Source organism: Streptomyces sp. NPDC008092 (assembly GCF_042957285.1).
Taxonomy (GTDB): Bacteria; Actinomycetota; Actinomycetes; order Streptomycetales; family Streptomycetaceae; genus Streptomyces.
Map to the genome: position 1 here is coordinate 419,824 of NZ_JBIBHY010000006.1, position 26,354 is coordinate 446,177.

Annotated in this window: 25 protein-coding genes; 10 read left to right on the plus strand and 15 right to left on the minus strand. The window is 71.6% G+C overall.

Features of this window, described 5'->3' with window-relative positions:
• Positions 1-5 precede the first annotated feature (5 nt).
• From ACFZB3_RS21845 to ACFZB3_RS21855, 3 genes are all read left to right on the plus strand, one after another.
• A complete protein-coding gene (locus tag ACFZB3_RS21845; protein ID WP_391377386.1) occupies positions 6-800 on the plus strand; it encodes a thiazole synthase in 795 nt (264 codons plus the stop codon).
• 265 nt (positions 801-1,065) lie between these two features.
• On the plus strand, positions 1,066-3,033 hold the full coding sequence (gene pknB, locus ACFZB3_RS21850; protein ID WP_391377388.1) for a Stk1 family PASTA domain-containing Ser/Thr kinase: 1,968 nt from the start codon (positions 1,066-1,068) through the stop codon (positions 3,031-3,033).
• Positions 3,034-3,067: 34 nt separating this feature from the next.
• A complete protein-coding gene (locus ACFZB3_RS21855; protein WP_391377390.1) occupies positions 3,068-3,946 on the plus strand; it encodes a deoxyribonuclease IV in 879 nt (292 codons plus the stop codon).
• A gap of 23 nt (positions 3,947-3,969) precedes the next feature.
• Here ACFZB3_RS21855 and ACFZB3_RS21860 read toward each other — a convergent pair whose 3' ends face one another.
• A complete protein-coding gene (locus ACFZB3_RS21860) occupies positions 3,970-4,602 on the minus strand; it encodes a molybdopterin-dependent oxidoreductase (RefSeq protein WP_391377392.1) in 633 nt (210 codons plus the stop codon).
• 181 nt (positions 4,603-4,783) lie between these two features.
• Here ACFZB3_RS21860 and bfr point away from each other — a divergent pair, with 181 nt between their 5' ends.
• Entirely contained in the window at positions 4,784-5,266 is a 483-nt protein-coding gene (bfr, locus tag ACFZB3_RS21865) for a bacterioferritin (protein ID WP_391377394.1), read from the plus strand.
• Between the two features lies 1 nt (position 5,267).
• Here the strand turns inward: bfr and ACFZB3_RS21870 are convergent, their stop codons facing one another.
• Complete coding sequence (locus tag ACFZB3_RS21870) at positions 5,268-5,519, minus strand: (2Fe-2S)-binding protein (RefSeq protein ID WP_391377396.1); 252 nt, start codon at positions 5,517-5,519, stop codon at positions 5,268-5,270.
• 147 nt (positions 5,520-5,666) lie between these two features.
• A complete protein-coding gene (locus ACFZB3_RS21875) occupies positions 5,667-7,019 on the minus strand; it encodes a class II 3-deoxy-7-phosphoheptulonate synthase (RefSeq protein WP_391377398.1) in 1,353 nt (450 codons plus the stop codon).
• Between the two features lie 106 nt (positions 7,020-7,125).
• Between ACFZB3_RS21875 and ACFZB3_RS21880 the strand changes: the two genes are divergently transcribed.
• Positions 7,126-7,182, plus strand: coding sequence for a trp operon leader peptide (locus ACFZB3_RS21880; RefSeq protein WP_391377846.1), 57 nt, complete (start codon positions 7,126-7,128; stop codon positions 7,180-7,182).
• A gap of 114 nt (positions 7,183-7,296) precedes the next feature.
• A complete protein-coding gene (locus ACFZB3_RS21885; protein ID WP_391377400.1) occupies positions 7,297-9,177 on the plus strand; it encodes a chorismate-binding protein in 1,881 nt (626 codons plus the stop codon).
• Between the two features lie 66 nt (positions 9,178-9,243).
• On the opposite strand, the gene ACFZB3_RS21890 is transcribed toward ACFZB3_RS21885, so the two are convergent.
• The 4 genes from ACFZB3_RS21890 to ACFZB3_RS21905 all read right to left on the minus strand — a co-directional run bounded on the left by ACFZB3_RS21890 (position 9,244) and on the right by ACFZB3_RS21905 (position 13,103).
• On the minus strand, positions 9,244-10,272 hold the full coding sequence (locus tag ACFZB3_RS21890; RefSeq protein WP_382725402.1) for a 6-phosphofructokinase: 1,029 nt from the start codon (positions 10,270-10,272) through the stop codon (positions 9,244-9,246).
• 156 nt (positions 10,273-10,428) lie between these two features.
• Positions 10,429-11,091: a response regulator gene (locus ACFZB3_RS21895; protein ID WP_391377402.1), complete on the minus strand. Its 663-nt coding sequence runs from the start codon at positions 11,089-11,091 to the stop codon at positions 10,429-10,431.
• On the minus strand, positions 11,088-12,302 hold the full coding sequence (macS, locus tag ACFZB3_RS21900; protein WP_391377404.1) for a MacS family sensor histidine kinase: 1,215 nt from the start codon (positions 12,300-12,302) through the stop codon (positions 11,088-11,090). The genes ACFZB3_RS21895 and macS overlap by 4 nt, the downstream gene beginning before the upstream one ends.
• Positions 12,303-12,365: 63 nt before the next feature.
• Positions 12,366-13,103, minus strand: coding sequence for a 1-acyl-sn-glycerol-3-phosphate acyltransferase (locus ACFZB3_RS21905; protein ID WP_391377406.1), 738 nt, complete (start codon positions 13,101-13,103; stop codon positions 12,366-12,368).
• Between the two features lie 175 nt (positions 13,104-13,278).
• Between ACFZB3_RS21905 and ACFZB3_RS21910 the strand changes: the two genes are divergently transcribed.
• Both ACFZB3_RS21910 and ACFZB3_RS21915 read left to right on the plus strand, forming a co-directional pair.
• Entirely contained in the window at positions 13,279-14,058 is a 780-nt protein-coding gene (locus ACFZB3_RS21910; protein WP_391377408.1) for an alpha/beta fold hydrolase, read from the plus strand.
• Positions 14,051-14,644 (plus strand): hypothetical protein, encoded by a 594-nt coding sequence (locus tag ACFZB3_RS21915; RefSeq protein ID WP_391377410.1) that lies wholly within the window; start codon positions 14,051-14,053, stop codon positions 14,642-14,644. The genes ACFZB3_RS21910 and ACFZB3_RS21915 overlap by 8 nt, the downstream gene beginning before the upstream one ends.
• A gap of 107 nt (positions 14,645-14,751) precedes the next feature.
• Here ACFZB3_RS21915 and ACFZB3_RS21920 read toward each other — a convergent pair whose 3' ends face one another.
• The 6 genes from ACFZB3_RS21920 to ACFZB3_RS21945 form a co-directional block, all read right to left on the minus strand.
• Complete coding sequence (locus tag ACFZB3_RS21920) at positions 14,752-15,522, minus strand: endonuclease/exonuclease/phosphatase family protein (protein ID WP_391377412.1); 771 nt, start codon at positions 15,520-15,522, stop codon at positions 14,752-14,754.
• A 130-nt stretch (positions 15,523-15,652) separates the two neighbouring features.
• Positions 15,653-16,606 (minus strand): ROK family glucokinase, encoded by a 954-nt coding sequence (locus tag ACFZB3_RS21925; RefSeq protein ID WP_093504006.1) that lies wholly within the window; start codon positions 16,604-16,606, stop codon positions 15,653-15,655.
• A gap of 55 nt (positions 16,607-16,661) precedes the next feature.
• Positions 16,662-17,123, minus strand: a complete 462-nt coding sequence (locus tag ACFZB3_RS21930; protein ID WP_391377414.1) for a DUF5304 family protein — start codon at positions 17,121-17,123, stop codon at positions 16,662-16,664.
• 63 nt (positions 17,124-17,186) lie between these two features.
• Positions 17,187-18,341 (minus strand): ArsA-related P-loop ATPase, encoded by a 1,155-nt coding sequence (locus ACFZB3_RS21935; protein ID WP_391377416.1) that lies wholly within the window; start codon positions 18,339-18,341, stop codon positions 17,187-17,189.
• 253 nt (positions 18,342-18,594) lie between these two features.
• Entirely contained in the window at positions 18,595-19,038 is a 444-nt protein-coding gene (locus ACFZB3_RS21940; protein WP_093503999.1) for an SRPBCC family protein, read from the minus strand.
• 119 nt (positions 19,039-19,157) lie between these two features.
• The gene (locus tag ACFZB3_RS21945) at positions 19,158-19,955 is read right to left on the minus strand and encodes a metallophosphoesterase (RefSeq protein ID WP_391377419.1); all 798 of its coding nucleotides are present in this window, start codon (positions 19,953-19,955) and stop codon (positions 19,158-19,160) included.
• A gap of 316 nt (positions 19,956-20,271) precedes the next feature.
• On the opposite strand from ACFZB3_RS21945, the gene ACFZB3_RS21950 reads away from it, so the two are divergent.
• The gene (locus ACFZB3_RS21950) at positions 20,272-22,068 is read left to right on the plus strand and encodes an AMP-binding protein (protein WP_391377421.1); all 1,797 of its coding nucleotides are present in this window, start codon (positions 20,272-20,274) and stop codon (positions 22,066-22,068) included.
• Positions 22,069-22,096: 28 nt separating this feature from the next.
• Here ACFZB3_RS21950 and ACFZB3_RS21955 read toward each other — a convergent pair whose 3' ends face one another.
• Both ACFZB3_RS21955 and ACFZB3_RS21960 read right to left on the minus strand, forming a co-directional pair.
• Positions 22,097-23,680 (minus strand): GMC oxidoreductase, encoded by a 1,584-nt coding sequence (locus ACFZB3_RS21955; RefSeq protein ID WP_391377849.1) that lies wholly within the window; start codon positions 23,678-23,680, stop codon positions 22,097-22,099.
• A gap of 148 nt (positions 23,681-23,828) precedes the next feature.
• The gene (locus ACFZB3_RS21960; protein ID WP_391377423.1) at positions 23,829-24,971 is read right to left on the minus strand and encodes a glycosyltransferase; all 1,143 of its coding nucleotides are present in this window, start codon (positions 24,969-24,971) and stop codon (positions 23,829-23,831) included.
• A 114-nt stretch (positions 24,972-25,085) separates the two neighbouring features.
• On the opposite strand from ACFZB3_RS21960, the gene ACFZB3_RS21965 reads away from it, so the two are divergent.
• On the plus strand, positions 25,086-26,321 hold the full coding sequence (locus tag ACFZB3_RS21965) for a glycosyltransferase 87 family protein (RefSeq protein ID WP_391377425.1): 1,236 nt from the start codon (positions 25,086-25,088) through the stop codon (positions 26,319-26,321).
• Positions 26,322-26,354 lie beyond the last annotated feature (33 nt).

Genomic DNA, 26,354 nt, shown 5'->3' on the forward strand with positions numbered 1-26,354 from the left:
GCGCCATGGCCGACGATCCGTTCGTCCTCGGGGGTACGACGTTCTCCTCCCGGCTGATCATGGGTACCGGGGGCGCGCCGAGCCTGGAGGTGCTGGAGCGGGCGCTGGTCGCGTCCGGGACCGAGCTGACCACGGTCGCGATGCGGCGGGTGGACCCGGGGGTACGGGGCTCCGTGCTGTCGGTCCTGGAGCGGCTCGGGATCCGGGTGCTGCCCAACACGGCCGGGTGCTACACCGCGGGCGAGGCGGTGCTGACGGCCCGGCTGGCGCGGGAGGCGCTGGGCACCGACCTGGTCAAGCTGGAGGTCATCGCCGACGAGCGGACCCTGCTGCCGGACCCGGTCGAGCTGCTCGACGCGGCGGAGACGCTGGTGGACGACGGGTTCACGGTGCTGCCGTACACGAACGACGATCCCGTGCTGGCCCGGAAGCTGGAGGACGTGGGGTGCGCCGCGGTGATGCCGCTGGGGTCGCCGATCGGGTCCGGGCTCGGGATCCGCAACCCGCACAACTTCCAGCTGATCGTCGAGCACGCGCGCGTGCCGGTGATCCTGGACGCGGGAGCCGGTACGGCGTCGGACGCGGCGCTGGCGATGGAGCTGGGGTGTGCCGGGGTGATGCTGGCGTCGGCGGTGACGCGGGCGCAGGATCCCGAGCGGATGGCTCACGCCATGCGGGCCGGGGTGGAGGCGGGGCGGCTGGCCCGGCTGGCGGGGCGGATTCCGCGCCGGTACCTCGCGGAGGCGTCGTCCCCCGCGGAGGGCCGGGCCGTGCTGGACCCCGAGCGCCCCGCGTTCTGAACGCCGGCCCGCTCCCGCGTGCTCTCCCACCCACGCACCGCCCGAAACCGTGTGCTGACAAGCAGGACTCTCCCGCGGGGGCCGAGCGCCGTCGGCGGCCGCTGGTGGGAGGCGGGAAGCCTGCCCGGAGCCGGTCGCCGTCGGCGGCCACAGGCGGACAGGTGCATATTTCAGCCAGGTGCAAAGCGTCACAGGTGCGCTGCAGTCCCCCGGGGAAAGCGGTCTCACCTGTGGGGGTGTCAGCCGGTGCTCGTACACTCGCTGGGTGGATACGACCCTTCAGGACCCTCTCGTCGGGCAGGTGCTAGACGGCCGGTACCGCGTCGACGCGCGGATCGCCGTCGGCGGGATGGCCACGGTCTACCGGGCTCTGGACATCCGGCTGGACCGTGTGCTCGCGCTGAAGGTGATGCACCCGGCGCTCGCCGCCGACGTGTCCTTCGTGGAGCGGTTCATCCGGGAGGCCAAGTCGGTCGCCCGACTGGCCCACCCGAACGTCGTCCAGGTCTACGACCAGGGCGCCGACCGGTCGTACGTGTACCTCGCCATGGAGTACATCGCCGGCTGCACCCTGCGTGACGTGCTGCGCGAGCGCGGCGCGCTGCAGCCGCGGGCCGCGCTGGACATCCTGGAGCCGGTGCTGGCCGCGCTGGGCGCCGCGCACCGGGCCGGGTTCGTGCACCGGGACATGAAGCCCGAGAACGTGCTGATAGCGGACGACGGGCGGGTCAAGGTCGCGGACTTCGGACTGGTGCGGTCCGTGGACTCCGTCACCAGCACGACCGGCGCCGTGCTCGGCACCGTGTCGTACCTCGCGCCCGAGCAGGTCGAGAGCGGGGCCGCCGATCCGCGCGTCGACGTGTACGCGTGCGGTGTCGTGCTCTACGAGATGCTCACCGGGGAGAAACCGCACGACTCGGATTCGCCCGCGGTCATTCTCTACAAGCACCTGCACGAGGACGTGCCGGCGCCGTCCGCCGTCGTGCCGGGGCTCGCCTACGAGCTGGACGAGCTGGTCGCCCGCGGGACCGCCCGTGATCCCGGGGTGCGGCCGTACGACGCCGTCGCGCTGCTCGCCCTGCTGCGGCAGGCGCGGAGCGCGCTCCGCGCCGAGCAGCTGGACGCCGTGCCGCCGCAGGCGCTGGCGGACGCGCACGACATCGCCGAGGACCGGACCAGTGTCATACCCCGGTCGTTGACCTCCCCCACGCTCGGCTTCGCTCGCGCGGGGGGACCCCCATCCCGGCCGCTGCCCGTCAACGAGGAGGACGAGCGGGCCGAGGCAGTGCTGCGGACCAGCCGGTTCGAGGCGCCGCCCGTCCCGGACCGGCGGCGCGGGGGCCGTCGGTCCCGGCGCGGGCTGCTGACGCTGGTCGTCGCCGTACTGATCGTCCTCGGTGCGGGCACCGGTGTCTGGTACATCAACTCCGGGCAGTTCACCAAGGTCCCGCCGCTGCTGTCGAAGACCGAGGCCCAGGCCACCGCGCGGCTGAAGGAGGCCGGGCTCGACGTCGGGTCGGTCGAGCACGCCTACAGCGACACGGTGAAGCGGGGCACGGTGATCAGCACCGACCCGGCGGCCGGCAGGCGCATCCGCAGCAACGACTCGGTGACGCTCACCATCTCGGACGGCCCCGAGACGGCGAAGGTGCCGGACGTGCAGGGGCGGACGCTCGCCAGGGCCAAGCTGCTGCTGACCGCCGACGGGTTCGAACCGGGCATGGTGACCCGGGAGTTCAGCGAGGACGTGCCCAGGGGTTCGGTCATCTCGTCCGACCCGGGGGCCGGGACCGAGCGGCACGCGGGGACCGCGATCGCGCTCGTCGTCAGCAAGGGCGCCCCGGTCGACGTCCCGGACGTCACCGGCGACGACCTGGACGACGCCCGGCAGCAACTCCAGGAGGCCGGGCTGAAGGTGACGGTGTCCGCCACCGAGGTCAGCTCCGAGTACGACCAGGGGCAGGTCGCCCAGCAGACGCCGGCGGGTGACGCGCGGGCCGCCGAGGGCGACACCGTGACGCTGACGCTGTCCAAGGGTCCGGAGCTGGTCGAGGTGCCGGACGTGGTCGGCGCCACCGCGGAGGACGCGGCCAAGCTGCTGGAGCAGTCCGGTTTCCGGGTCAAGGAGGACCGCGGGCTGCTCGGGCTGTTCGGCGACACCGTGAAGAAGCAGTCGGTGGACGCCGGGGAACAGGCGCCCAAGGGGTCGACGATCACCATCACCATCCGGTGACCGGGGGCGGAGCGCACCGTGACACCCTTGACGGGTGAAGAGTCAGCAGTCAGGTCCCGTCCGCAACCCCGTCGGCGGCCATGTCCCGGTGGCCGGCGGTCTGCACTCCGTGGGGCTCTCGTACGCCCGTGAGCTGAAGGCCGAGACCGTGCAGGTCTTCGTCGCCAACCCGCGCGGCTGGGCCACCCCGGCGGGCAGCCCGAAGCAGGACGAGGCGTTCCGCGCGGCCTGTGCGGAGGGGGCGATCCCGGCGTACGTGCACGCCCCGTACCTGATCAACTTCGGCTCGCACACCGAGGCCACCGTGGAGAAGTCGGTGGAGTCGCTGCGGCACTCGCTGCGGCGCGGCCGGGAGATCGGGGCGCTCGGGGTGGTCGTGCACACCGGGAGCGCGACCGGCGGCCGGGCCCGGGACGTGGCGCTGAAGCAGGTACGGGCCCGTCTGCTGCCGCTCCTCGACGAGCTGACCCACGACGACGACCCGTTCCTGCTCCTGGAGTCCACCGCCGGACAGGGCGCCTCGCTCTGCTCGCGGACCTGGGACTTCGGACCGTACTTCGAGGCGCTGGACGTCCATCCGAAGCTCGGCGTCTGCCTGGACACCTGCCACGTCTTCGCCGCCGGGCACGACCTGACCGGACCGAGCGGGATGCACCAGACGCTGGACCTGCTGGTGGACACCGTCGGCGAGGGGCGGCTCAAGCTGATCCACGCCAACGACTCCAAGGACGTCGTCGGCGCGCACAAGGACCGGCACGAGAACATCGGCTCCGGGCACATCGGCGAGGACCCGTTCCGGGCGCTGATGACCCACCCGGCGACCGCGGGCGTACCGCTGGTCATCGAGACGCCCGGCGGCAAGGAGGGGCACGCGGCCGACGTCGAGCGCCTCAAGCGGCTCCGGGAGGGCTGAGCCCGCCCGTCGTCACCGGCGGCTCAGAGTTCCGGGCCGTCCCCCGGTCCCTCCTGGTAGGAATAGCGCTGTTCCTTCCAGGGGTCGCCGATGTTGTGGTAGCCGCGCTCCTCCCAGAAGCCGCGGCGGTCCGCGGTCATGTACTCGACGCCGCGGACCCACTTGGGGCCCTTCCAGGCGTACAGGTGAGGTACGACCAGGCGGACCGGGAACCCGTGCTCGGCGGTGATGAGTTCACCGTCCTTGTGGGTGGCGAAGAGGGTGCCCTCGGCGGCGAAGTCCGCGAGGCGCAGGTTGGAGCTGAAGCCGTACTCCGCCCAGACCATCACATGGGTGGCGTCGGGGGCGGGCGGCGCGAGCTCCAGGACGGTCCGCGCCGGGATCCCGCCCCACTCCGCGCCGAGCATGCTGAACTTCGTCACGCAGTGCAGGTCGGCCACCACGGTGGTGTACGGCAGGGCCGTGAACTGCTCGTGGTTCCAGACCTGCGCGCCCCCGTCGGCGGTGGCGCCGAAAACCCGGAACTCCCAGCGCTCGGGCCGGAACCTGGGCACCGGGCCGTAGTGCGTGACCGGCCAGCCGCGCTGCAGTCGCTGTCCCGGCGGAAGCCCGGCTCCCGCGGTTTCCCGAGACGCGCGCTCCACCGGATGACCCATGCCTTCCATCCTGACAGACCACGGAGGCGCACCTGACCAGGCAGACCGCCCACCGATCATCAAATCGGTCAACTTCCACCAGGTATGGACTTACTTACTAAGTCCGCACTTACTGGACGATCTTCTACGCCGGTGCAATCATGCGCCGCAAACACCCCAGTCCGTGGAAGGAGCCTCTGCGATGCAGGGCGACCCCGAGGTCATCGAATTCCTCAACGAGCAGCTCACCGGTGAGCTCACCGCGATCAACCAGTACTTCCTGCACGCGAAGATGCAGGAGAACTTCGGCTGGTACAAGCTCGCGAAGTACACCCGGCACGAGTCGTTCGACGAGATGAAGCACGCCGAGGTGCTCACCGACCGGATCCTGTTCCTGGAGGGGCTGCCCAACTACCAGCGGCTGTTCCACGTCCGCGTGGGGCAGACCGTGAAGGAGATGTTCGAGGCCGACCGGCAGATCGAGGTGGAGGCGATCGACCGCCTCAAGCGCGGGATCAAGGTGATGCGCGAGAAGGGCGACATCACGTCCGCGAACATCTTCGAGGACATCCTGGAGGACGAGGAGCACCACATCGACTACCTCGACACCCAGCTGGAGCTGGTGGAGAAGCTCGGTGAGGCGCTCTACATCTCGCAGATCATCGAGCAGCCCGAGACCAGCTGAGTCAGGCGGCCTCGTCGAGCGCGCCGAGCGCGTCGGCCGCTTCGAGCTCGGAGAGCACCGGGCGGCCCTGGTCGGCCAGCTCGCGGCGGGGGCAGGCGCCCCGGCCGAGGATCGCCTGGATGCGACGGACGCAGGAACCGCAGTCCGTGCCCGCCTTGCAGGCGGACGCTATCTGGCGGGGGGTGCAGGCGCCGTCCTCCGCGTGCTGCTTGACCTGCGCCTCGGTCACCCCGAAGCAGCTGCAGACGTACACGCGGATTCACCTCCCGCCGGGATCGATCAGTGGTGCCGTCCCGATTGATCGGTGAGGCAAACCTAACCTTACCCATCGTCCGGCGGGCGCAAAAGTGGAAGGGGCGCGGATCATCTGTGATCCGCGCCCCACTTCGCACAGAACCGGCTACTGGTCCCGGTACATCTCCGCGACGAGGAACGCCAGGTCCAGGGACTGGCTGCGGTTCAGCCGCGGGTCGCAGGCCGTCTCGTAGCGCTGGTGCAGGTCGTCGACGAAGATCTCGTCGCCGCCGCCCACGCACTCGGTGACGTCGTCGCCGGTGAGCTCCACGTGGATGCCGCCCGGGTGGGTGCCAAGGCCCTTGTGGACCTCGAAGAAGCCCTTGACCTCGTCGAGCACGTCGTCGAAGCGGCGGGTCTTGTGGCCCGAGGCCGCCTCGAAGGTGTTGCCGTGCATCGGGTCGGTCACCCAGGCCACGGTGGCGCCCGAGGCGGTGACCTTCTCGACCAGCTCGGGGAGCTTGTCGCGGACCTTGTCGGCGCCCATCCGGACCACGAAGGTCAGCCGGCCCGGCTCGCGGTCCGGGTCGAGGCGGTCGATGTACCTCAGCGCCTCCTCGGCCGTCGTCGACGGGCCGAGCTTGAGACCGATCGGGTTGCGGATCTTCGAGGCGAACTCGATGTGCGCCCCGTCCAGCTGCCGGGTGCGCTCACCGATCCACACCATGTGCGCCGAGACGTCGTACAGCTTGCCGGTGCGCGAGTCGACCCTGGTCAGGGCGGACTCGTAGTCCAGCAGCAGCGCCTCGTGCGAGGAGAAGAACTCGACCGTCTTGAACTCCTCGGGCTCCGCGCCGCAGGCCCGCATGAAGTTCAGCGCGTTGTCGATCTCGCGGGCGAGCTGCTCGTAGCGCTGGCCGGACGGGGACGACTTCACGAAGTCCTGGTTCCAGGCGTGCACCTGACGGAGGTCCGCGTAACCGCCGGTGGTGAAGGCACGCACCAGGTTGAGCGTGGACGCGGAGGCGTTGTACATCCGCTTCAGCCGCTCGGGGTCCGGGATACGGGCCTTCTCGTCGAAGTCGAAGCCGTTGACGGAGTCGCCGCGGTACGTCGGCAGGGTCACACCGTCGCGGGTCTCGGTCCCCTTGGAGCGCGGCTTGCTGTACTGGCCGGCGATCCGCCCCACCTTCACCACGGGCACCGACGCGGCGTACGTCAGCACGGCACCCATCTGGAGGAGCGTCTTGAGCTTGTTGCGGATGTGGTCGGCGGACACCGCGTCGAAGGCCTCGGCGCAGTCGCCGCCCTGGAGGAGGAACGCCTCGCCCTTGGCGACGGCCGCCATCCGGGCGCGCAGCTGGTCGCACTCGCCCGCGAAGACGAGCGGCGGATACGACTCCAGCTCCGCAACGACTGCGCGCAGAGCCTCGGGGTCGGGGTACTCGGGCTGCTGCGCCGCGGGCAGGTTTCGCCAGGTGTTGCCAGCGCCGAGGCTGGTCTTAGCGTTCACGGTCACCTCGTAAACATTACGGGGTCGTGTCGCCATGTTTTCCTCCGGCTCGACTGGTGAGACGCTGCGATTGTCCTGTGGACAGCGCGTGGGGTGGGGTAGGGTTTCCCGCATGTTCGCGCATTCGACCCAGAACTGGTGGTGGACCGCTTATCCGGCGGCCCACTGACTGCGCGTACGCAAGACTTCGCGAAGGCCGCCCGGAGGGGCGGCCTTCGGCGTTTCCGGGGCCGTTCCTCCTCCAGCTACCTGTCCGACCGGACAGAGGACCGCAGAGGAACCCATGGACCTGAACCGGCTGCTCCACGACGACCGCCCCTTCGCCCTGCTCCGCCGCCGCACCCCCGGCCACGACGAGAACACCGTGGAACTCCTGCTCGGCCCGGTCACCGCCCGTGACCGGCTCGCCGACCTGCCCGAGGAGGGGCTCGCCCTGGTCCCGTACCGGCAGATCCGGGAGCGGGGGTTCGACGTGCGGGACGACGGGACGCCGCTGCTGGTACTCACCCCGACAGTGGTATGTCACATTCCACTCGACGAGGCCCTCGCCGCCCTCCCCACCCACGACGTCCACGTCGAGTCCGGCGCCTTCGACGTCGACGACGACGCGTACGCGCGGATCGTCGGCCGCGTGCTGCGCGAGGAGATCGGCAGCGGCGAGGGCGCGAACTTCGTGATCCGGCGGACGTACGAGGGCGAGATCCCGGGCTTCGGGCGCGCCGACGCGCTGGCCCTGTTCCGCCGGCTCCTGGAGGGCGAGCGGGGCGCTTACTGGACGTTCGTCGTGCACACCGGGGACCGGACGCTGGTCGGCGCCAGTCCCGAGGTGCACGTGCGGATGTCCGGCGGCACGGTGGTCATGAACCCGATCAGCGGCACGTACCGCTATCCCGCCGAGGGCCCCTCCCCGGAACACCTGCTCGACTTCCTCGCCGACGGCAAGGAGATCGAGGAGCTGTCGATGGTCGTCGACGAGGAGCTCAAGATGATGTGCACCGTGGGCGACATGGGGGGCGTGGTCGTCGGGCCGCGGCTGAAGGAGATGGCGCACCTCGCCCACACCGAGTACGAGCTGCGCGGCCGGTCCTCGCTCGATGTGCGGGAGGTCCTGAAGGAGACCATGTTCGCGGCGACGGTGACCGGGTCGCCGGTGCAGAACGCCTGCCGGGTCATCGAGCGGCACGAGGTGGGCGGCCGCGGCTACTACGCGGGTGCGCTGGCCCTGCTGGGGCGTGACTCCGGCGGCGCCCAGACCCTGGACTCCCCCATCCTGATCCGCACCGCCGACATCGACGCGGACGGCCGGCTGCGGGTCCCCGTCGGCGCCACCCTGGTGCGCGGCTCGGACCCGGCGGGCGAGGTCGCCGAGACGCACGCCAAGGCGGCGGGCGTGCTGGCCGCCCTCGGGGTACGGCCGGCCCGGCCGCGCGCGGAGCGGACCGGACCGCGGCTGGCGGACGACCCCCGGGTGCGGGCCGCGCTGGACGGGCGGCGGGCCTCCCTGGCGCCGTTCTGGCTGCGGATGCAGGAGCGGACCGGCGAACTGGCCGGGCACGCGTTCGTGGTGGACGGCGAGGACACGTTCACGGCGATGCTCGCGCACGTCCTGCGGGCCGGCGGGCTCGACGTCACCGTCCGGCGGTACGACGAGCCGGGCCTGCGGGCGGCCGTGCTCGCGCACGAGGGCCCGGTGGTGCTGGGCCCGGGGCCCGGTGACCCGTCCGACCTGGACGACCCGAAGATGCGGTTCCTGCGGGAGCTGGCGGCGACCGTGATCCGGGAGCACCGGCACGGGGTGCTGGGCGTCTGCCTCGGGCACGAGCTGATCGCGGCGGAGCTGGGGCTGGAGATCGTCCGCAAGGAGGTCCCCCACCAGGGGGCGCAGGCGACCGTGGACCTGTTCGGGCGGCCGGAGACGGTCGGCTTCTACAACAGCTTCGTGGCCCGCTGCGACGAGGAGACGGCGCGGGAGCTGGCGGCGCACGGGGTGGAGGTGAGCCGGGCGGAGAACGGTGAGGTGCACGCGGTGCGGGGGCCGGGCTTCGCCGGGCTGCAGTTCCACCCCGAGTCGGTCCTCACGCTGAACGGTGCCGCCGTGGTGCGCGAGCTGATCGGCCGGCTGCGCGACAGCGGCACGGTCTCCGAGGGGCGTCCGGTCCGGTAGTACCGGACGCGCGCCGTCACGGTGACCGTGACGGCGCGCAGGCCGGGGAGCGATGTCCGGCGGCTGTCAGCCGAAGAACACCCCGACCTCCTCGTACAGCTTCAGGTCGACGGTCTTCAGCTTGGCGGTGGCCTCCGCGATCGGGACCCGGACGATGTCGGTGCCGCGCAGCGCGACCATCTTGCCGAAGTCCCCGTCGCGGACGGCGTCGACGGCGTGCAGGCCGAAGCGGGTGGCCAGCCAGCGGTCGAAGGCGCTGGGCGTGCCGCCGCGCTGGATGTGCCCGAGGACGGTGGTCCGGGCCTCCTTGCCGGTGCGCTTCTCGATCTCCTTGGCCAGCCACTCGCCGACCCCGGAGAGCCGGACGTGCCCGAAGGAGTCCAGCGTCCCGTCCTTGAGGACCATCTCGCCGTCCTTCGGCATGGCGCCCTCGGCGACGACCACGATGGGGGCGTACGACGCCTTGAAGCGCGAGGTGACCCAGGCGCACACCTGGTCCACGTCGAAGCGCTGTTCCGGGATGAGGATGACGTTGGCGCCGCCGGCGAGACCGGAGTGGATGGCGATCCAGCCGGCGTGCCGGCCCATCACCTCGCAGACCAGGACCCGCATGTGGGACTCGGCGGTGGTGTGCAGCCGGTCGATGGCCTCGGTGGCGATGCCGACCGCGGTGTCGAAGCCGAAGGTGTAGTCGGTGGCGGACAGGTCGTTGTCGATGGTCTTGGGCACGCCGACGACGGGCACGCCGTACTCGTCGGTGAGGCGGGCGGCGACGCCGAGGGTGTCCTCGCCGCCGATCGCGATCAGCGCGTCGACCTCCAGCTTGGCGAGGTTGTCCTTGATCCGCCGGATGCCGTTCTCCTGCTTGAGCGGATTGGTCCGCGAGGAGCCGAGGATGGTGCCGCCGCGGGGCAGGATGCCGCGTACGGCGGGGATGTCGAGGCGGACGGTGTCGCCTTCGAGGGGTCCGCGCCAGCCGTCCCGGAAGCCGACGAAGTCGTAGCCGTACTCCTGCACGCCCTTGCGGACGATGCCCCGGATGACGGCGTTGAGCCCGGGGCAGTCGCCGCCTCCGGTCAGTACTCCGACCCGCATGGAAATGTCCCTTCGCCGCGGTTGCCTGGTGGGACTCACGCTAATGGTGATCCAGCTCACACAGGGATGGGCGCGGAAGGGCAATTCCGGTGAATTGTCGGGCGGTTGGTTTACGCGTGCCCGAAGATCAGATCAGTCGTCGGCCCGGTCTTCGGATCAGTCGTCGTCGAGGCCCGCCTCTATCGCGTACCGCACCAGCTCCACCCTGTTGTGCAGCTGGAGCTTGCCGAGGGTGTTCTGCACGTGGTTCTGGACCGTGCGGTGGGAGATGACCAGGCGTTCGGCGATCTGCTTGTAGCTCAGGCCCTTGGCGACCAGCCGCAGCACCTCGGTCTCGCGGTCGGTGAGCCGGGGCGCGTCGGGCCGGTCGGTGTCCGCTTCCGGGGCGGGCTCGGAGGCGAGGCGGCGGTACTCCCCGAGGACCAGTCCGGCGAGGCCGGGCGTGAACACCGGGTCGCCGACGGCGGTACGGCGGACCGCGTCGAGGAGTTCCTCGGTGGACGCCGACTTCAGCAGGTAGCCGGTGGCACCGGACTTCACCGCCTCCAGGACGTCGGCGTGCTCCCCGCTCGCGGAGAGGACGAGGACCCGCAACGCCGGGTTGTGGCCGACGAGTTCCTTGCAGACCTGGACGCCCGGCTTGGCCGGCAGGTTGAGGTCCAGGACGAGGACGTCGGGCGCGGCGGCCTTGGCGCGGCGCACCGCCTGGTCGCCGTCCCCGGCGGTGGCGACCACCTCGAACCCGGACTCGGCCAGGTCCCGCGCGACCGCGTCCCGCCACATGGGATGGTCGTCGACCACCATGACCCTGATGCTCATCGCCGCTCCGCCTTCCCCGGGGAGACCTTGGGTACCTTCAGCTCTACTTCCGTGCCCTGCCCGGGAGTCGAGAACAGCTCGGCGCTGCCGCCGAGGTCGCGCAGCCGCCCCCGGATCGACTGGGCCACCCCGAGCCGCCCCTCCCCCTCCGCCTGGGCGAGCCGCCCCTGCGGGATGCCGGGGCCGTCGTCACGAACGGTCACCACGACCTCGCCGGGCTCGTCCTCGACCAGGATCCAGGCCCGCGCCTCCTCGCCCGCGTGCCTGCGCACATTGTCCAGGGCGGCACCGACAGCGGCGGCCAGCTCGCGTGCGGCGCCCGGCGGCAGCTCCACCGGCGCGCCGGGCTCGGCGAGGCTGACCCGGGATCCGGCGTACCGCGCGAGCAGCGTGCGCAGGTCGACGGGACCGCTGTCGTCCGGCTCCTCGACCAGGCGGACGACCGCCCCCTGGGCCTCGTCCTCCGAGAGCCGCGAGGGCGGCACCAGGCCGCCGGAGACCAGCGTCCGCAGGGCGACCTCCTGCTCCCCGGCCAGCCGGCCCAGTTCGGACGCCTCGCCGCCGAGGACCGCGCCGCGCCGCTGCACCATGGCGAGCACCTGGAGGACGCTGTCGTGGATGTCCCGGGCGAGCCGTTCCCGTTCCCGGGTCGCCGCCTCGATCTCCAGGGCGCGGGCGAGGGTGCGCTCGGAGGCGCGGGCGACCTCGACGACGTACCCGATGGCGATGGAGGCGACCCAGACCAGGATCACGCTGTGGACGGTGTCGCGGGCCGGGTGGCCGCGCTCGACCAGGTTGGCGGCGGCGACCGGCGTGGAGGCGAACGCGGCCCAGCGCCAGCCGCCCTTGAGGGCGTAGGCGAGGACCGAGCCGGCGGTCCAGATCGACGGCAGGGTAGGGCCGCCCCGGTCGATGTGGCCCTGGGTGACCACCCAGGGGGTCAGCAGGATGCCGGTGAGCGCGACGGCCAGGTCTACGGCGAGGAAGCGCTTGGTGCAGGCCGCCGCGTTCTGCACGCGGGGCAGGGTCGCCAGGGTCCAGACGGTCAGGACGGCGTAGTAGGCGATGGCGACGCCCGCACGGTCGTAGTCGTCGTAGGCCGAGGCGAACAGGCCGATCGCGTACAGCAGGGTCAGCACGCGGTAGCCGGTGAGGGCACGCCACAGGGGCTGCTCGACCGACATCCGTATGACGCGTTCCCGCTTGCTCATGTCCCCCAGTCCCCCCAGTCCCCGGCCGCCGGTCCCCCCGGCTGCGGGCCCCCTGCCGCCGGTCTAGGACTCGGCGGCCTTCTTCTCGGCCTTCGCCGCGTCCTTCTCGGCCTTGGCGGCCTCCGCGATCTGCCGCTTGGCGGCCGTCGCGTAGATGTCCACGTACTCCTGGCCGGAAAGTTTCATGATCTCGTACATGACCTCGTCGGTCACGGCGCGCAGCACGAACCGGTCGTGCTCCATGCCCTGGTAGCGGCTGAAGTCCAGCGGCTTGCCGATCCGGATGCCCGGCCGCATCAGCTTGGGCATCACCTGTCCCGGCGGCTGGATCTTCTCCGTGTCGATCATGGCGACCGGGACGACCGGGGCGCCGGTGGCGAGCGCCACGCGCGCGAGGCCGCCGGGCTTGCCGCGGTAGAGGCGGCCGTCGGGCGAGCGGGTGCCCTCCGGGTAGATGCCGAACAGCTCGCCGCGCTCCAGCACGTCTATGCCGCTCTGCACCGCGGCCTCGCCGGCGCCGCGCGCGCCGGAGCGGTCGACGGGGAGCTGGCCGACGCCCTTGAAGAAGGCGGCCGTGAGGCGGCCCTTCAGCCCGGGTGTGGTGAAGTACTCGGCCTTCGCGATGAAGGTGACCTTGCGGTCCAGCACCGCGGGCAGGAAGAACGAGTCCGAGAAGGACAGGTGGTTACTCGCCAGGATCGCCGGGCCCTCGGCCGGGACGTTCTCCAGGCCCTCCACCCAGGGCCTGAAGGTGACCTTGAGCGGTCCCCCGATGGCGACCTTCATCGCGCCGTACAACAACCGAGTGCCTCCTGTTTCCGTCGATCAGACCTTAACCCGGAGCGCCGGGAATGGGCCCGACGACCCTGGTCGGTGTCAGTGCCGTCGCGTACGGTGAAGCACAACTGGAGTCGTCGTCCACGGCTCCCGCAGTTCCGCCCCCTCGAACGAACTCGAAATGAATTGGAGACCGAAGGTGCCGGTTCTCCCCGGAGCCGAGCCGTACCGCCATGACGGCGGGGAGGCCGGCGTCCTCCTCTGCCACGGTTTCACCGGCTCGCCCCAGTCGCTGCGCCCCTGGGCGGAACACCATGCGGCACACGGCCTGACCGTGTCCGTGCCCCTGCTGCCCGGGCACGGCACCCGCTGGGAGGACATGGCGGTCACCGGCTGGCAGGACTGGTACGCGGAGGTGGACCGCGAGCTGCGGCTGCTGCGCGAGCGCTGCTCCCAGGTGTTCGTGGCGGGCCTGTCGATGGGCGGCACGCTGGCGCTCCGGCTGGCCGCGCGGAACGGTACGGGTGTGGACGGCGTGGTGATCGTCAACCCGGCGAACAAGGTGCACGGCCTGTCGGCGTACGCCCTTCCGGTGGCCCGGCATCTCGTGCGCACGACGAGGGGCATCGCCAGCGACATCGCCAAGCCGGGCGCCGCGGAGACGGGGTACGACCGGGTGCCGCTGCACAGCGCGCACTCGCTGCGGAACTTCTTCCGCCGGGTGGACAAGGAGCTGCCGCAGGTGACCCAGCCGCTGCTGCTCCTGCGCAGCGCCGCGGACCATGTGGTTCCGGCGGTGGATTCCGCCCGGATCCTGAGCCGGGTGTCGTCCACGGACGTAACGGAGGTCGTGCTGGAACAGAGTTACCACGTCGCGACGTTGGACCATGACGCGGACCGGATCTTCGAGGAGAGCCTCGCCTTCATCGGCCGGCTCGCACCCAGTGTCGGCAAGGAAGGGACGGCCGCAGTTGGCTGAGCACGACTCCGACCGCGAGGACCGCGAGCCGGACGAGACGGGGGTGCCCTTCGACGAGGAGGCCGCCTGGGCGGCGATCGTCGCGGGGTACGGCGACGAGCCGCCGGACCCACCGGGCAGTACGCCCTACAAGCCGGTGAAGGACCTCGCGCTGCCCCCGATGGAGGGGGACGAGACCGACGCGGGCGCCGAGACCACCGGGACGGGGGCCGGGGCGGCCGAGGAGCAGCGGCCCGTGCAGCCGCTGGGCGGTTCCGTCTCCTTCGCGCCCGGGGTGGGCGGCCCGCGTGACTACACGACACCGGAGCCGTCCGAGGACGACTTCGACGAGGACGACGAGGGGCACTTCGTGCCCCCGGAGCCGCCGCCGCTGCCGGAGGCCGACACCACGGCCAAGTTCGCCTGGCTGGGCGTGGTGGGCGGGCCGATCCTGCTGCTGCTCGCGGTGCTGCTGGGCTGGGACATGACCTGGTGGCTGGCGACGCTGGGCATCGGCGGCTTCCTGGGCGGGTTCGTCACGCTGGTGACCCGTATGAAGACCGACGACGAGGAGGACGGCGACCCCGGCCGGGGCGCCGTCGTCTGACCGATCCGCACCCGTCCGAGGGCCCGTCCGGAGCGACTCCGGGCGGGCCTTCGGGTTTTCCGGCGGCGACCCCGGTCCTGGAAGTGGGAACCGGCCGCCGTGCACCGCTACGCGGCCGGGCGGCCGGGTCCGGGGGCGGCGGGGATTCTGAGGGCGGCCAGGACCGGGAGATGGTCGGTGGCCGCCCGCAGGTCCGCGTCCGTGACGCCGGGGAGGTCCGTCGGCACGCCGCAGCCGAGCACCTCGATGCCCTTCGTCGCGAAGACGGCGTCGATGCGCTGGTGGGGGTCGGTGGACCAGGAGGTGAACTCGCCGCCCCAGGGTGCGGTGGTACGGCAGTCCTGGAAGGCGGCGGCCAGGCGGCGGAAGGTGCGGCCGTCGGGCCGGTCGTTGAGGTCGCCGCCCGCGACGGCGTGCTCCACGCCCATGCCGGCGACCCGGTCGAGGAGCATGCCGCCCTGCTCGTAGCGCTCGTCCTGCTGGAGGCTGAGGTGGAAGCTGGTGACGCCGAGGCGGACGCCGCCGAACCGGACGACGGCGGTCGCGAGGCCGCGGCGGTGCAGGCCCGGGGTGAGCGGGAGGAGGACGTCCTCGGTGCGCTCGACGGTGGCGCGCAGGTCGCAGAGGATCGCCGGACCGGCTGCCGTGCCGCCCCCGGTGAGGATCACCAGGTCGCAGGCGGAGGCCAGGCGGGCGAGCTTCTTGCGCCAGCGGAAGAAGCGGGGGGCTTCCTGGATCAGGACCAGGTCGGGGGCACAGGCCTTGATGACGCGGGCGAGGGCGTCGGTGTCGTCCCGCATGGAGCGGATGTTGTAGCCGAGGACGCGGATGACGGCGGAACCGTCGGGCTCTGTGTGGGAGTTGGGGAGCGGCGCCATGTGGATCAATGTACGCCCAATGGCTCGGGGCGCGAGGTGGGTGCGCGACTGCCGGTTCGTCGTGGCTGGTCGCGCGGTTCCCCGCGCCCCTTGGGGGTTGCAGTTGCCGTGCCTCAGGAGGTCGGCGGCATCACATGATCGGGTCGGGCTCTCTCGCCAGGTCGGCCGCGCCCACCAGGCCGGCCTCGTTGCCCAGCTGGGCCGCGATGACCTCGGCGACCGGGCGCCAGTTGCCGCCCACCAGCCAGCGCTTGTAGGACTTGCGGATCGGGTCGAGGACCAGTTCGCCCTCGTCCGAGAGGCCGCCGCCGACGATGAACGCGGACGGGTCGAAGAGGGAGGCCAGGTCGGCGAGGCCGGCGCCGGCCCAGCGGGCGAGCTCGCGGTAGGAGTCGACGGCGACCGGGTCGCCCTGGCGGGCGGCCACGGAGATGTGCTTGCCCTCGATGCCCTCGGGGGTGCCGTCACCGAGGGCGAGGAGGACCTCGGCGTTCTCGGGGGTGGCGTTGGCGCGCTGCTTGGCGTACCTGACCAGGGCGCGGCCGGAGGCGTACTGCTCCCAGCAGCCCTGCGAGCCGCAGCCGCACAGCAGCCCGTCCGGGACCATCCGGATGTGGCCGAACTCGGCGGCCACCCCGAAGTGCCCGCGGCGCAGCTTGTTGCCGATGATGATGCCGCCGCCGAGGCCGGTGCCGAGGGTGATGCAGATGACGTTGCGGTGGCCCTTGCCGGCGCCGAACTTGTACTCGCCCCAGGCTGCGGCGTTGGCGTCGTTCTCCACGACCACGGGGAGTCCGACGCGGGCCTCGACCTCGTCCTTCAGCGGCTCCTGGCGCCAGTCGATGTTGGGCGCGAAGTAGACCGTGGAGCGCTGCCGGTTCACGTAGCCGGCGGCGCCGATGCCCACGCCGACGATCTCGTGCCCGGCGCGCGCACCCTCTACGGCGGAAGCAATGGCGTCCACGATGCCCTCGGGCGTGCCCGGGGTCGGCACCTTGTGGGTCGAGAGGATGTTGCCTTCCTCATCGACCACGCCGGCCGCGATCTTCGTGCCGCCGATGTCGACGCCGATGGTGAGTCCCATGAATCCCTCAGTTTCGGTCGAGCCCCGCTACGGCCAACCGTACCCGAGGGGGCTGTCAGTCGAGATCGATGCGTTCGCCGGGGCTGTCGTCCTCGCCCTTGTCGTGGCGGCCGGAGGTCCAGCGGGTCTCCTGGGCCTGGACCGCGGAGCGGTAGGCGGCGAGGAGTTCGCTGCCGGCCGCGGCCAGGTGGTCGAAGACGTCCGGGTTGCGCTCTATGACGGGCTCGACGGCGTTCTTCGCCTGCTGGACGACCTGCCGGACCACTTGCTGGGCGGCAGGCCCGGCGACCGCCCCGAGGAGCGGGGTCGGGATGCCGGAGAGCTTGTCGGCGACGGCGTCGACGAGTTTGCGCAGTTCCTCGGCGGCCGACCCGGGGGGCGGGCCGTACTGGGCGCGGCGGCGGGCCTTCTCCGCCTCCAGGTCCTCGGCGCAGGCGGTGGCCCAGGCGTCGTCGTCCGTCGCCCGTACCTCGTCCGCGGCCTCGGAGGCGTCGGCTGCGGGGCGCTCTTCGCTCATGACGGACTCCTGACTACGGTTCGTCTCTACGACGTTACCCGAACGGGCGTACCGCTTTCACCGTCAGCGCGGCCACAGCTCCGGGTCGGGCGCGAAGCGCAGCCGCAGCTCGCCGTCGCGCAGGGCGGCCCCGGCGACGGTGCAGCGGCGCAGGGCCGACGGCAGGGCGACGATCCGGCGGAAGCCGCCCACGGTGATCACGAGCTCGTCGCCGCGCCGGACGAGGTCGAGGTCGTCCCGTATCGCGCCGGGCAGCGGGATGTGCCAGACGAGGACGCCCTCCTCCTCGATCCGGTCGGCGACCGGCCACTCGACGGGGGCGGGCGCGGTGTTGACACCGGGCACGGCGAGCGCCGCGAGGTCGTCGATGCCGCGCGGGTCGTGCCCGAGGTGGGCGACCGCGGTGACGTCGTACGCCTCTCCCCACTCCGCGAGGGCCTTGCGCTGCTGGGCGACGAGGGCGTGCAGGGGCGTGGCCTCGGGCAGCACGCGGTTGGCGACCAGGGCCGCGGCGGGCAGGCCGCGCAGGGCGAGGCCGAGGCGGGCGCTGCGGACGGCGTCGGCAGCGGCCGGGCCGGGTTCGGCGACCAGGCGTACGGCGGTGTCGCGGTCGGCGAGGACGGCCTCGACGGCGGCCAGTTCGACGTCCCAGCGGGCCGCCGTCTCGTACAGCCAGTCCGCGGGCATGGGCACGCCGGCGAGGCGGCCGAGGACCGGGCGCAGGGCGCGGGCCGCCTGCCGCTCGGGCGGGAGCAGGCGGCGCAGGTACCGGCGGAGTTCCTCGGGGAGCGAGAGGAGGGCGAGCGCCTGCGGGGCGGGCGGCAGGTCCACGACGAGCAGTTCGTAGCGCTCGGAGAGGGCGGCGTCGCGCAGGGCGCGGAGGAAGGAGAGTTCCTCGGCGCCGGGCAGGGGGGTGAGCTCCTCGGCGTCCAGGCGGGAGGCGCCGAGGAGGTCGAGGACGTTCGCGGCGCGGGTCTGGAAGGAGGTGAGGTCCTCGCGGAAGCGGGCGGCGGCGTCGGGGCGCCACGCGGTGAGGGTGGGGGTGACGCGGGTGGGCTCCGGTCCTGTCGCCGTGCCCAGGGCGGCGCCGAGGGTGTCCGTGCGGTCGGCGCTCAGGACGAGGGTCGGGGTGCCCTCGGCCGCGGCGCGCAGGGCGGTGGCCGCGGCGACGGTCGTACGGCCGCTGCCGCCGGGGCCGGTGATCAGGATGGTGCGCATGAGGGTGAACCGTAACTGAAGCGGGCCTTGCTCGAAGGTGCTCGGCGCTGAGGGAGGGGGTGTCACTTACCGGCGTTGGCAGGGTGCCGCTGCGCCCACCCGTGCCGCCGTGCGGCACGCCTGCCCGCAGCTGGGTGACTCGAAGGGGGCGGCTGGGGGTCCCCCGGCCGAAGGCTGGGGGAGGAACTGCGCGAGCAGCCACCGACGACCCGCACCCGGGGTCCTGCGCGTACCCCCGCTACGCGCCCCTACCTCACTTCTCCCCCGACTCCACCCTCTTCTTCAACCCGGCCAGCGCCCGGTCGATGATGACCTTCTCCGCCTTGCGCTTGATCATCCCGAGCATCGGGATCTTGACGTCCACCGTCAGCGAGTACGTGACCTCGGTCGAACCCGCGCCCGCCGGCTTCAGCAGGTAGGACCCGTCCAGGGACCGCAGCATCTGGGACTTCACCAGCGTCCAGGAGACCTCGTTGTCGCCGGTCCAGGTGTACCCGAGGACCTGGTCGTCCTTGATCGCGCCGGCGTCCATGACCAGGCGGACCTGCTCGGCACGGCCCTGGGCGTCGGTCTTCAGGACCTCCGCCTCCTTCACTTCGCCGGTCCAGTCCGGGTAGCGCCCGAAGTCGGCGATCACCGCCATGACGTCGGCCGGGGCCGCCTCGATCGTGATGTTCGAGCTGGTGTGTTCCGCCATCGCCGTGGCTCCTCCAGATGCGGGCCGGTGAGAGAGGTCGCTGCACGCATGCGCACGCGTGTGCCGCGTGAAGGCTACCGCGCGTCCGACCAGCCGACTTCACCCCCTGTCCGGGGCCGTCACCATTCCAGCGCCCAGGGCCGGCCGGTACCGGCGAAGTGCCCGACGTTCACGCACTCGGTGGCCCCGATCCGCATCCGCTTCACCAGGGGCTGGTGGACGTGCCCGAAGAGCGAATACCGGGGGCGGGTGCGGCGGATGGCGTCCAGCAGCGCCCGGCTGCCCCGTTCGAACCGGCGCGCCACCGTGTCGTACACCAACTCCGGCACCTCCGGCGGGATGTGCGTGCAGAGCACGTCGACCTCGCCGAGCGCCTCGATCTTCGCCGCGTACTCCTCGTCGGAGATCTCGTAGGGGGTGCGCATCGGGGTGCGCAGCCCGCCGCCGACGAAGCCGAAGACCCATCCGCCGATCTCGACCCGCTCGCCGTCCAGAACGGTGGTGCCAGGGCCCGCGTACTCCCGCCACAGCGGCGGCATGTCGACATTGCCGTACGTCGCGTACGTCGGCGTCGGGAGCACCGCGAACATCTCGGCGTACTGCTTGCGCACGGCCTTCTCGATGGCGGTGGCGCGGTCCATGCCGATCCCGCCCCAGAGCCGGGCGCCGAGTTCCCGGGCCTCCTCGAAGCGGCGGGCGGTGCGGAGTTCGACCAGGCGGTCGGCGTTCTCGACGCCGAACAGGTCGGGGAAGATGCCGCGGGAGTGGTCGGCGTAGTCGAGGAAGAGGACGAGGTCGCCGAGACAGATCAGGGCGTCCGCGCCGTCGCCGGCCCTGGCCAGGTCACGGGCGTTGCCGTGTACGTCGCTGACCACGTGGACGCGGGTCCTTCGGGTGCCGGAGGGTGTGGCTGCCATGGTGATCAAGGGTAGGCCTGTGCGGCAAACGTGAACAGGCGATGGCCGGGCCCGCGGTTACTGGTCAGTCACTAAAGCCGTGGACTACCGTACGCGGAGGAACACCAACCTGTGTGACGCACCGAACATCTCGCCGGACCCCCCTGTCGAAGAAGCCATACCGGCGGGTAACGTCCGGGCAGTCCAGTCGTGCTCAGGAATTCAACCAACGGATCTTCCAGCCCGTGGCGAAGCCCTGAGCACCTGCCCGAGCCTTGGACCGCACCGTCGCATCGCACAACGTCGTGGCGTCGGCGCCCTATGAGGAGCAGCAGTCTTGCGCGAGTTCAGCCTTCCGGCTTTGTACGAGGTCCCCGCGGACGGCAATCTGACCGACATCGTCCGCAGAAACGCCGCGCAGCATCCGAACGTCGCCGTCATGGCCCGCAAGGTCGCCGGGGTCTGGACGGACGTGACCGCGACCGCCTTCCTGGCCGAGGTGCACGCGGCCGCGAAGGGCCTCATCGCCTCCGGCATCCAGCCGGGCGACCGGGTCGGCCTGATGTCCCGCACCCGGTACGAGTGGACGCTCCTCGACTTCGCGATCTGGAGCGCCGGCGCGGTCACCGTGCCGGTGTACGAGACCAGCTCGCCGGAGCAGGTGCAGTGGATCCTCAGCGACTCCGGCGCGACCGCCTGCATCGTCGAACTCGACAGCCACACGGCCGCCGTCGAGTCGGTGCGCGAGACGCTGCCCGCCCTCAAGCACGTCTGGCAGATCGAGGCCGGCGCCCTGGAGGAACTCGGCAGACTCGGCCAGGGCGTCACGGACGCCACCGTCGACGCGCGCAGCTCGCAGGCGAAGGCGGACGACCCGGCGACCATCGTCTACACGAGCGGTACGACCGGGCGCCCCAAGGGCTGCGTCCTCACCCACCGCGCCTTCTTCGCCGAGTGCGGCAACATCGTGGAGCGGCTGCGCCCCCTGTTCCGCACCGGTGAGTGTTCGGTCCTCCTCTTCCTCCCGCTCGCGCACGTCTTCGGCCGGCTCGTCCAGATCGCGCCGATGATGGCGCCGATCAAGCTGGGCTGCGTCCCGGACATCAAGAACCTCACCGACGAGCTGGCCGCCTTCCGGCCGACGCTGATCCTCGGTGTCCCGCGCGTCTTCGAGAAGGTCTACAACTCGGCGCGCGCCAAGGCGCAGGCGGACGGCAAGGGCAAGATCTTCGACAAGGCCGCGGACACCGCGATCGCGTACAGCAAGGCGCTGGACACCCCGTCGGGCCCGACCCTCGGCCTGAAGATCAAGCACCGGACCTTCGACAAGCTCGTCTACAGCAAGCTGCGCGCGGTGCTCGGCGGCAAGGGCGAGTACGCGATCTCCGGCGGCGCCCCGCTCGGCGAGCGGCTGGGCCACTTCTTCCGCGGCATCGGCTTCACGGTCCTGGAGGGCTACGGCCTGACCGAGTCCTGTGCGGCGACCGCGTTCAACCCCTGGGACCGGACCAAGATCGGCACGGTCGGGCAGCCGCTGCCCGGCTCGGTGATCCGCATCGCGGACGACGGAGAGGTGCTGCTGCACGGCGAGCACCTGTTCAAGGGGTACTGGAACAACCCGGCCGCGACCGCCGAGGCGCTGGCCGACGGCTGGTTCCACACCGGGGACATCGGCACCCTGGACGAGGACGGCTACCTCAGGATCACCGGCCGCAAGAAGGAGATCATCGTCACCGCGGGCGGCAAGAACGTCGCCCCGGCCGTGATCGAGGACCGCATCCGCGCGCACGCGCTGGTCGCGGAGTGCATGGTGGTCGGCGACGGGCGGCCGTTCGTGGCCGCGCTGATCACCGTGGACGACGAGTTCCTGGGCCGCTGGGCGGCCGACCACGGCAAGCCGGCGGGGTCCACCGCGGCGTCGCTGCGTGACGACCCGGATCTGATCGCGGCGATCCAGGACGCTGTCGACGACGGCAACGCCGCGGTGTCGAAGGCGGAATCGGTGCGGAAGTTCCGCATTCTGTCCTCCCAGTTCTCGGAGGAGTCGGGCCACCTGACGCCGTCCCTGAAGCTCAAGCGCAACGTGGTGGCGAAGGACTACGCGGACGAGATCGAGGCCATCTACCAGAAGTAGAGCGGCGCTCGGGGCATCCTCCCGGTGTTCAGAAGTCCTCGGCGAGAACCCGTTCCATCGCCCGCTCGGCGAGCGCGGTGATGGTGACGAACGGGTTCACGCCGATGTTCCCCGGCACGAGCGAGCCGTCCGTGACGTAGAGCTTCGAATACCCCTTCACCCGGCCGTAGTTGTCGGTCGCCTGCCCCAGCACGCAGCCGCCCAGCGGGTGGTAGCAGAAGTCGTCCGCGAACACCTTGCTGCTCGACCCGAACAGGTCGTACCGGTAGATCGTGGCGTTGGCCGTGTTGATCCGGTCGAACAGTTTCTTGGCCATGGCGACCGAGACCGCGCTCTGGGCCGCGGTCCAGCCCAGCTTCACCCCGCCGCTCGCGGAGTCGTAGGTGAAGGACGCCCGTTGCGGGTTCTTGGTGATCGCCAGGTAGAGGCTCACCCAGGTCTCGAACCCGATGGGCAGCGGGGCGATCTCGGCGAAGACCGGGTTGTCGGTGTTGGCCCAGTCGTCGATGCCCATCACCGGCATGGTCGCCTGGTTGGCGCCGGTGGTGTCCCAGATGTGGTTGGCGCGCCCGAGCATGGTGTTGCCGTTGGTGCTCCAGCCGCCTCCCACACTGGAGTTGAGCGCGGGCAGCGCCCCGGTGTCCCGGGCCCGGACGAGCAGCTCGGTGGTCCCGAGGCTGCCGCCGCCGAGGAACAGGTAGGTACAGCTGTACTGCTTGCTCTCGACGACGTTCCCGCTCGTGTCGATCCGGTCCACGCTCAGCACGTACGAGCCGTCGCTCGCCCGCGTGACGGCCTTCGCCTTCTCCAGGGTGTGGATGGTGACGTTGCCGGTGCCGAGGGCGGCGGCGAGGTAGGTCTTGTCGAGGCTCTTCTTGCCGTAGTTGTTGCCGTAGATGACCTCCTGGGCGAGCGCGGACTTGGTGGCGGTGCCGGCGGCCTCCTGCTGCATGTAGCCGAAGTCGTAGACGTTCGGCACGAAGGTGGTCTTGAGCCCGGTGTTGGCGGCGGCCTTCCGGGAGGTCCGGGTGAACTGGTACCACTCGGTCGACTCGAACCAGGTGGGGTCGACGGTGTTGACGCCGAGCATGGCGCGGGCGCGCGGGAAGTACGTGTTGTACATCGCGGTCGCGTCGACGGTCGGGAACTGCTCGGTGAAGTACGACTGGAGCGGGGTCACGGCCATTCCGCCGTTGACCAGCGACCCGCCTCCGACACCGCGTCCCACGTACACGGACATGTTGTCGTAGTGCACGCGGTCGAGCACTCCCGCGTAGGAGGCGATGTCCTTGTTGACGACGTCCAGCCAGAGGAAGGTGGCGAGCGGGGCCTCGGTGCGGGTCTTGAACCACATGGACCGCTTGTCCGGGGCGGCGGTGGAACAGAAGATCTTGCCGTCGGAGCCGGCCGTGTTCCACAGCTGCCCCATCTCGATCATGACGGTCCGGATCCCGGCCTGTCCGAGCCGGAGCGCGGCCACGGCCCCGCCGTACCCCGAACCGACCACGATCGCGGGCGCGTTGTCGACGTCGGCCGCTTCCTCGGCGGCCTGCGCCGACTGGAGACCGACACGGGTGAGACCGGCCGCGGCGGCGGTCTGGAGGGCGATCATGCCCAGGATCTGACGTCTACTCAGCTGACGCTGCATCAGTTTTGCTGTCATGCGCGCAGCATGTGCGGATTTTCCGGTTCCGCCTAGAGATAAGACAGAGTTGGTGACAAGCGCCCACCGGCCTGCAGACGAAACCCGTCCCAACCCTCTAAAGCAGCGCCTTCAACCTCTCCGCAAGGAGATCCCACCGCCACCGCTCCTCGACCCACCGCCGCCCCCGCTCCCCCATCCGCTGCCGCAGCTCGGCGTCCCCCAGGAGCGCCACGATCCGCTCGGCGGCCTCCTCGGGGGACCCGCCCCGCACCACCCACCCGGTCTCCCCGTCGAGCACCGCGTCCGGCGCCCCGCCCGAATCCCCGGCCACCACCGGCAGGCCCGTCGCCGAGGCCTCCAGGTACACGATCCCGAGCCCCTCCACGTCCAGCCCGCCGCGCCGGGTCCGGCACGGCATCGCGAACACGTCACCCGCGCCGAAGTGGGCGGGCAGTTCGGGCCACGGCACAGCCCCCGTGAACCGCACCGACGCCTCCACCCCGGTCTCCCGGACCAGGTGCCGCAGCTCCTTCTCGTACGGCCCGCCGCCCACGATCAGCAGCACCGCGTCCGGCTCGGCGGCCAGGATCAGCGGCATCGCGAGGATCAGGGTGTCCTGCCCCTTGCGCGGCACCAGCCGGGACACGCACACGACCACCGGCCGGTCGCTCAGCCCCAGCCGCGCCCGGACCTCGGCACCCCCCGAGCCGGGGTGGAAGGTCTTCTCGTCCACCCCCGGGGGCAGCTGCACCATCCGCGCCGCCGCCCCGGCGCTCAGCGCGGCCGCGATCCGGGACCGCGTGTACTCGCCGAGATAGGTGATCGTGTCGGTCGCCTCCCCGATCCGCCCGAGCAGCTGCCGGGCCGCGGGCAGCTGGGCCCAGCCCGCCTCGTGCCCGTGGGTCGTGGCGACCAGCCGCCGTGCCCCGGCCTTCCGCAGCGCCGGCGCCATCAGGCCCAGCGGTGCCGCCGCCCCGAACCACACGGACGTACACCCGTGCTCCCGCAGCAGCCCGACCGCCGTCCGGGTCACCCCGGGCGTCGGCAGCAGCATCGTCGTACGGTCGCGTACGACGGTGAAGGGCTGCTCCGCGTCGAACGCGGCGGTGGCCTCGGCGCCCTCCCGGCCGCGCTTCCAGGTGGACGCGTAGACGACGACCCGCTCCGGGTCCAGGCGCAGCGCCATGTTGTGCAGGAAGGCCTGGATACCGCCCGGCCGCGGCGGGAAGTCATTGGTCACGACGAGGGTCTTGTTCATCGGCGCCGACCCTACCCGCACAGTGTGTCCGGCCGTGCTTCATGGCCCCCGCACAGGACGCCGGGAGATCATGTGGCCCATTCGACACGGCGATGCCGACGGACAGGGGCTCAGGTGGACAGGACGGGCGTACGGCGTGCCCTGGCGTTGCCGCTGGTCATCTGGGGTGCCACCCGGCTGGTGCTGCTGCTGTTCGTCCTGAAGGTGTTCGTGTTCCCGGGCGCGGACGTCACCAGCGACGTCTCCGTCATCTACCAGGGCTGGTACGAGGTCCTGCGGCACGGAACGTTCCCCCTGGACGACGTCACCTGGCAGTACCCGCCCGCGGCCGCCCTGGCGATCCTCTCCCCCGCGCTGTTCCCCTTCCTGGACTACCCGACCGCCTTCTTCGTGCTGGCCTGCCTGGCCGACCTGGTGGTCCTCTCCCTCCTGCTCTACGCCGGCCCGCGCCCCGGCCGCACCCTGCGCGGCGCCTGGGTCTGGGTACTCGGCGTCCCGCTCCTCGGCCCGACCGTCTACTCCCGCTACGACCTGATGGTCACCGCCGTCGCCGTCGCCGCGCTGCTCGCCGGGGCCCGGCACCCCCGGCTCATGGGCGCGCTGGCGGGCTTCGGCGCGATGGTCAAGGTGTGGCCGGCGCTGCTGCTGGTGGGTGCGGTACGGCGGCGGGCCTGGGTGTCGGCGGCCGTCACCGCGGGCGCGGTCGGCACGCTGTTCGCGGTGGCCATGCCGGGCGCGTTCGCGTTCCTGACCTTCCAGCGGGACCGGGGCACCGAGGTGGAGTCCCTCGGCGCGCTGGTCCTCCACGTCGCCCGGCACTTCGGCTGGCACGGCGAGGTGCTGCTCAACTACGGCTCGATCGAATTCCTCGGCCCGCACGTGCAGGCGGTGAGCACGGCGGCCCTGCTGCTCACCGTCCTCGCCTTCGGCTGGCTGCTGCTGTGGCGGCTGTCGGCGGCCCGCTTCCGCTCCCACACGCTCGCGGACGCGGCCTTCACCGCCGTCCTGATGTTCACGATCACCAGCCGGGTGATCAGCCCCCAGTACATGGTCTGGCTGGTCGGCCTGGCCGCCGTCTGCCTCTGCTTCCGCGCCAGCCGCATGACCCTCCCGGCCGTCCTGCTCCTCCTGGCGACCTTCGTGACCGTCCTGGAGTTCCCCGTCGGCTTCTCGCACGTCGTCGTCAGCGACTGGTACGGCATCACCCTGCTGGCCCTGCGCAACGGCCTGCTGGCGGCGGCCACGGTCACGGCGGCCCGCGCACTGTGGCGCTCCACGGTGGCCGAGGCCGCCGTCGCCCCCTTCCCCGCCCAGGCGACCCGCGCGAAGGAGACCCCGGTCTCCTCCTGAGCCCGGACCCCGCGGCGCGGGCGGCCGAGCGGG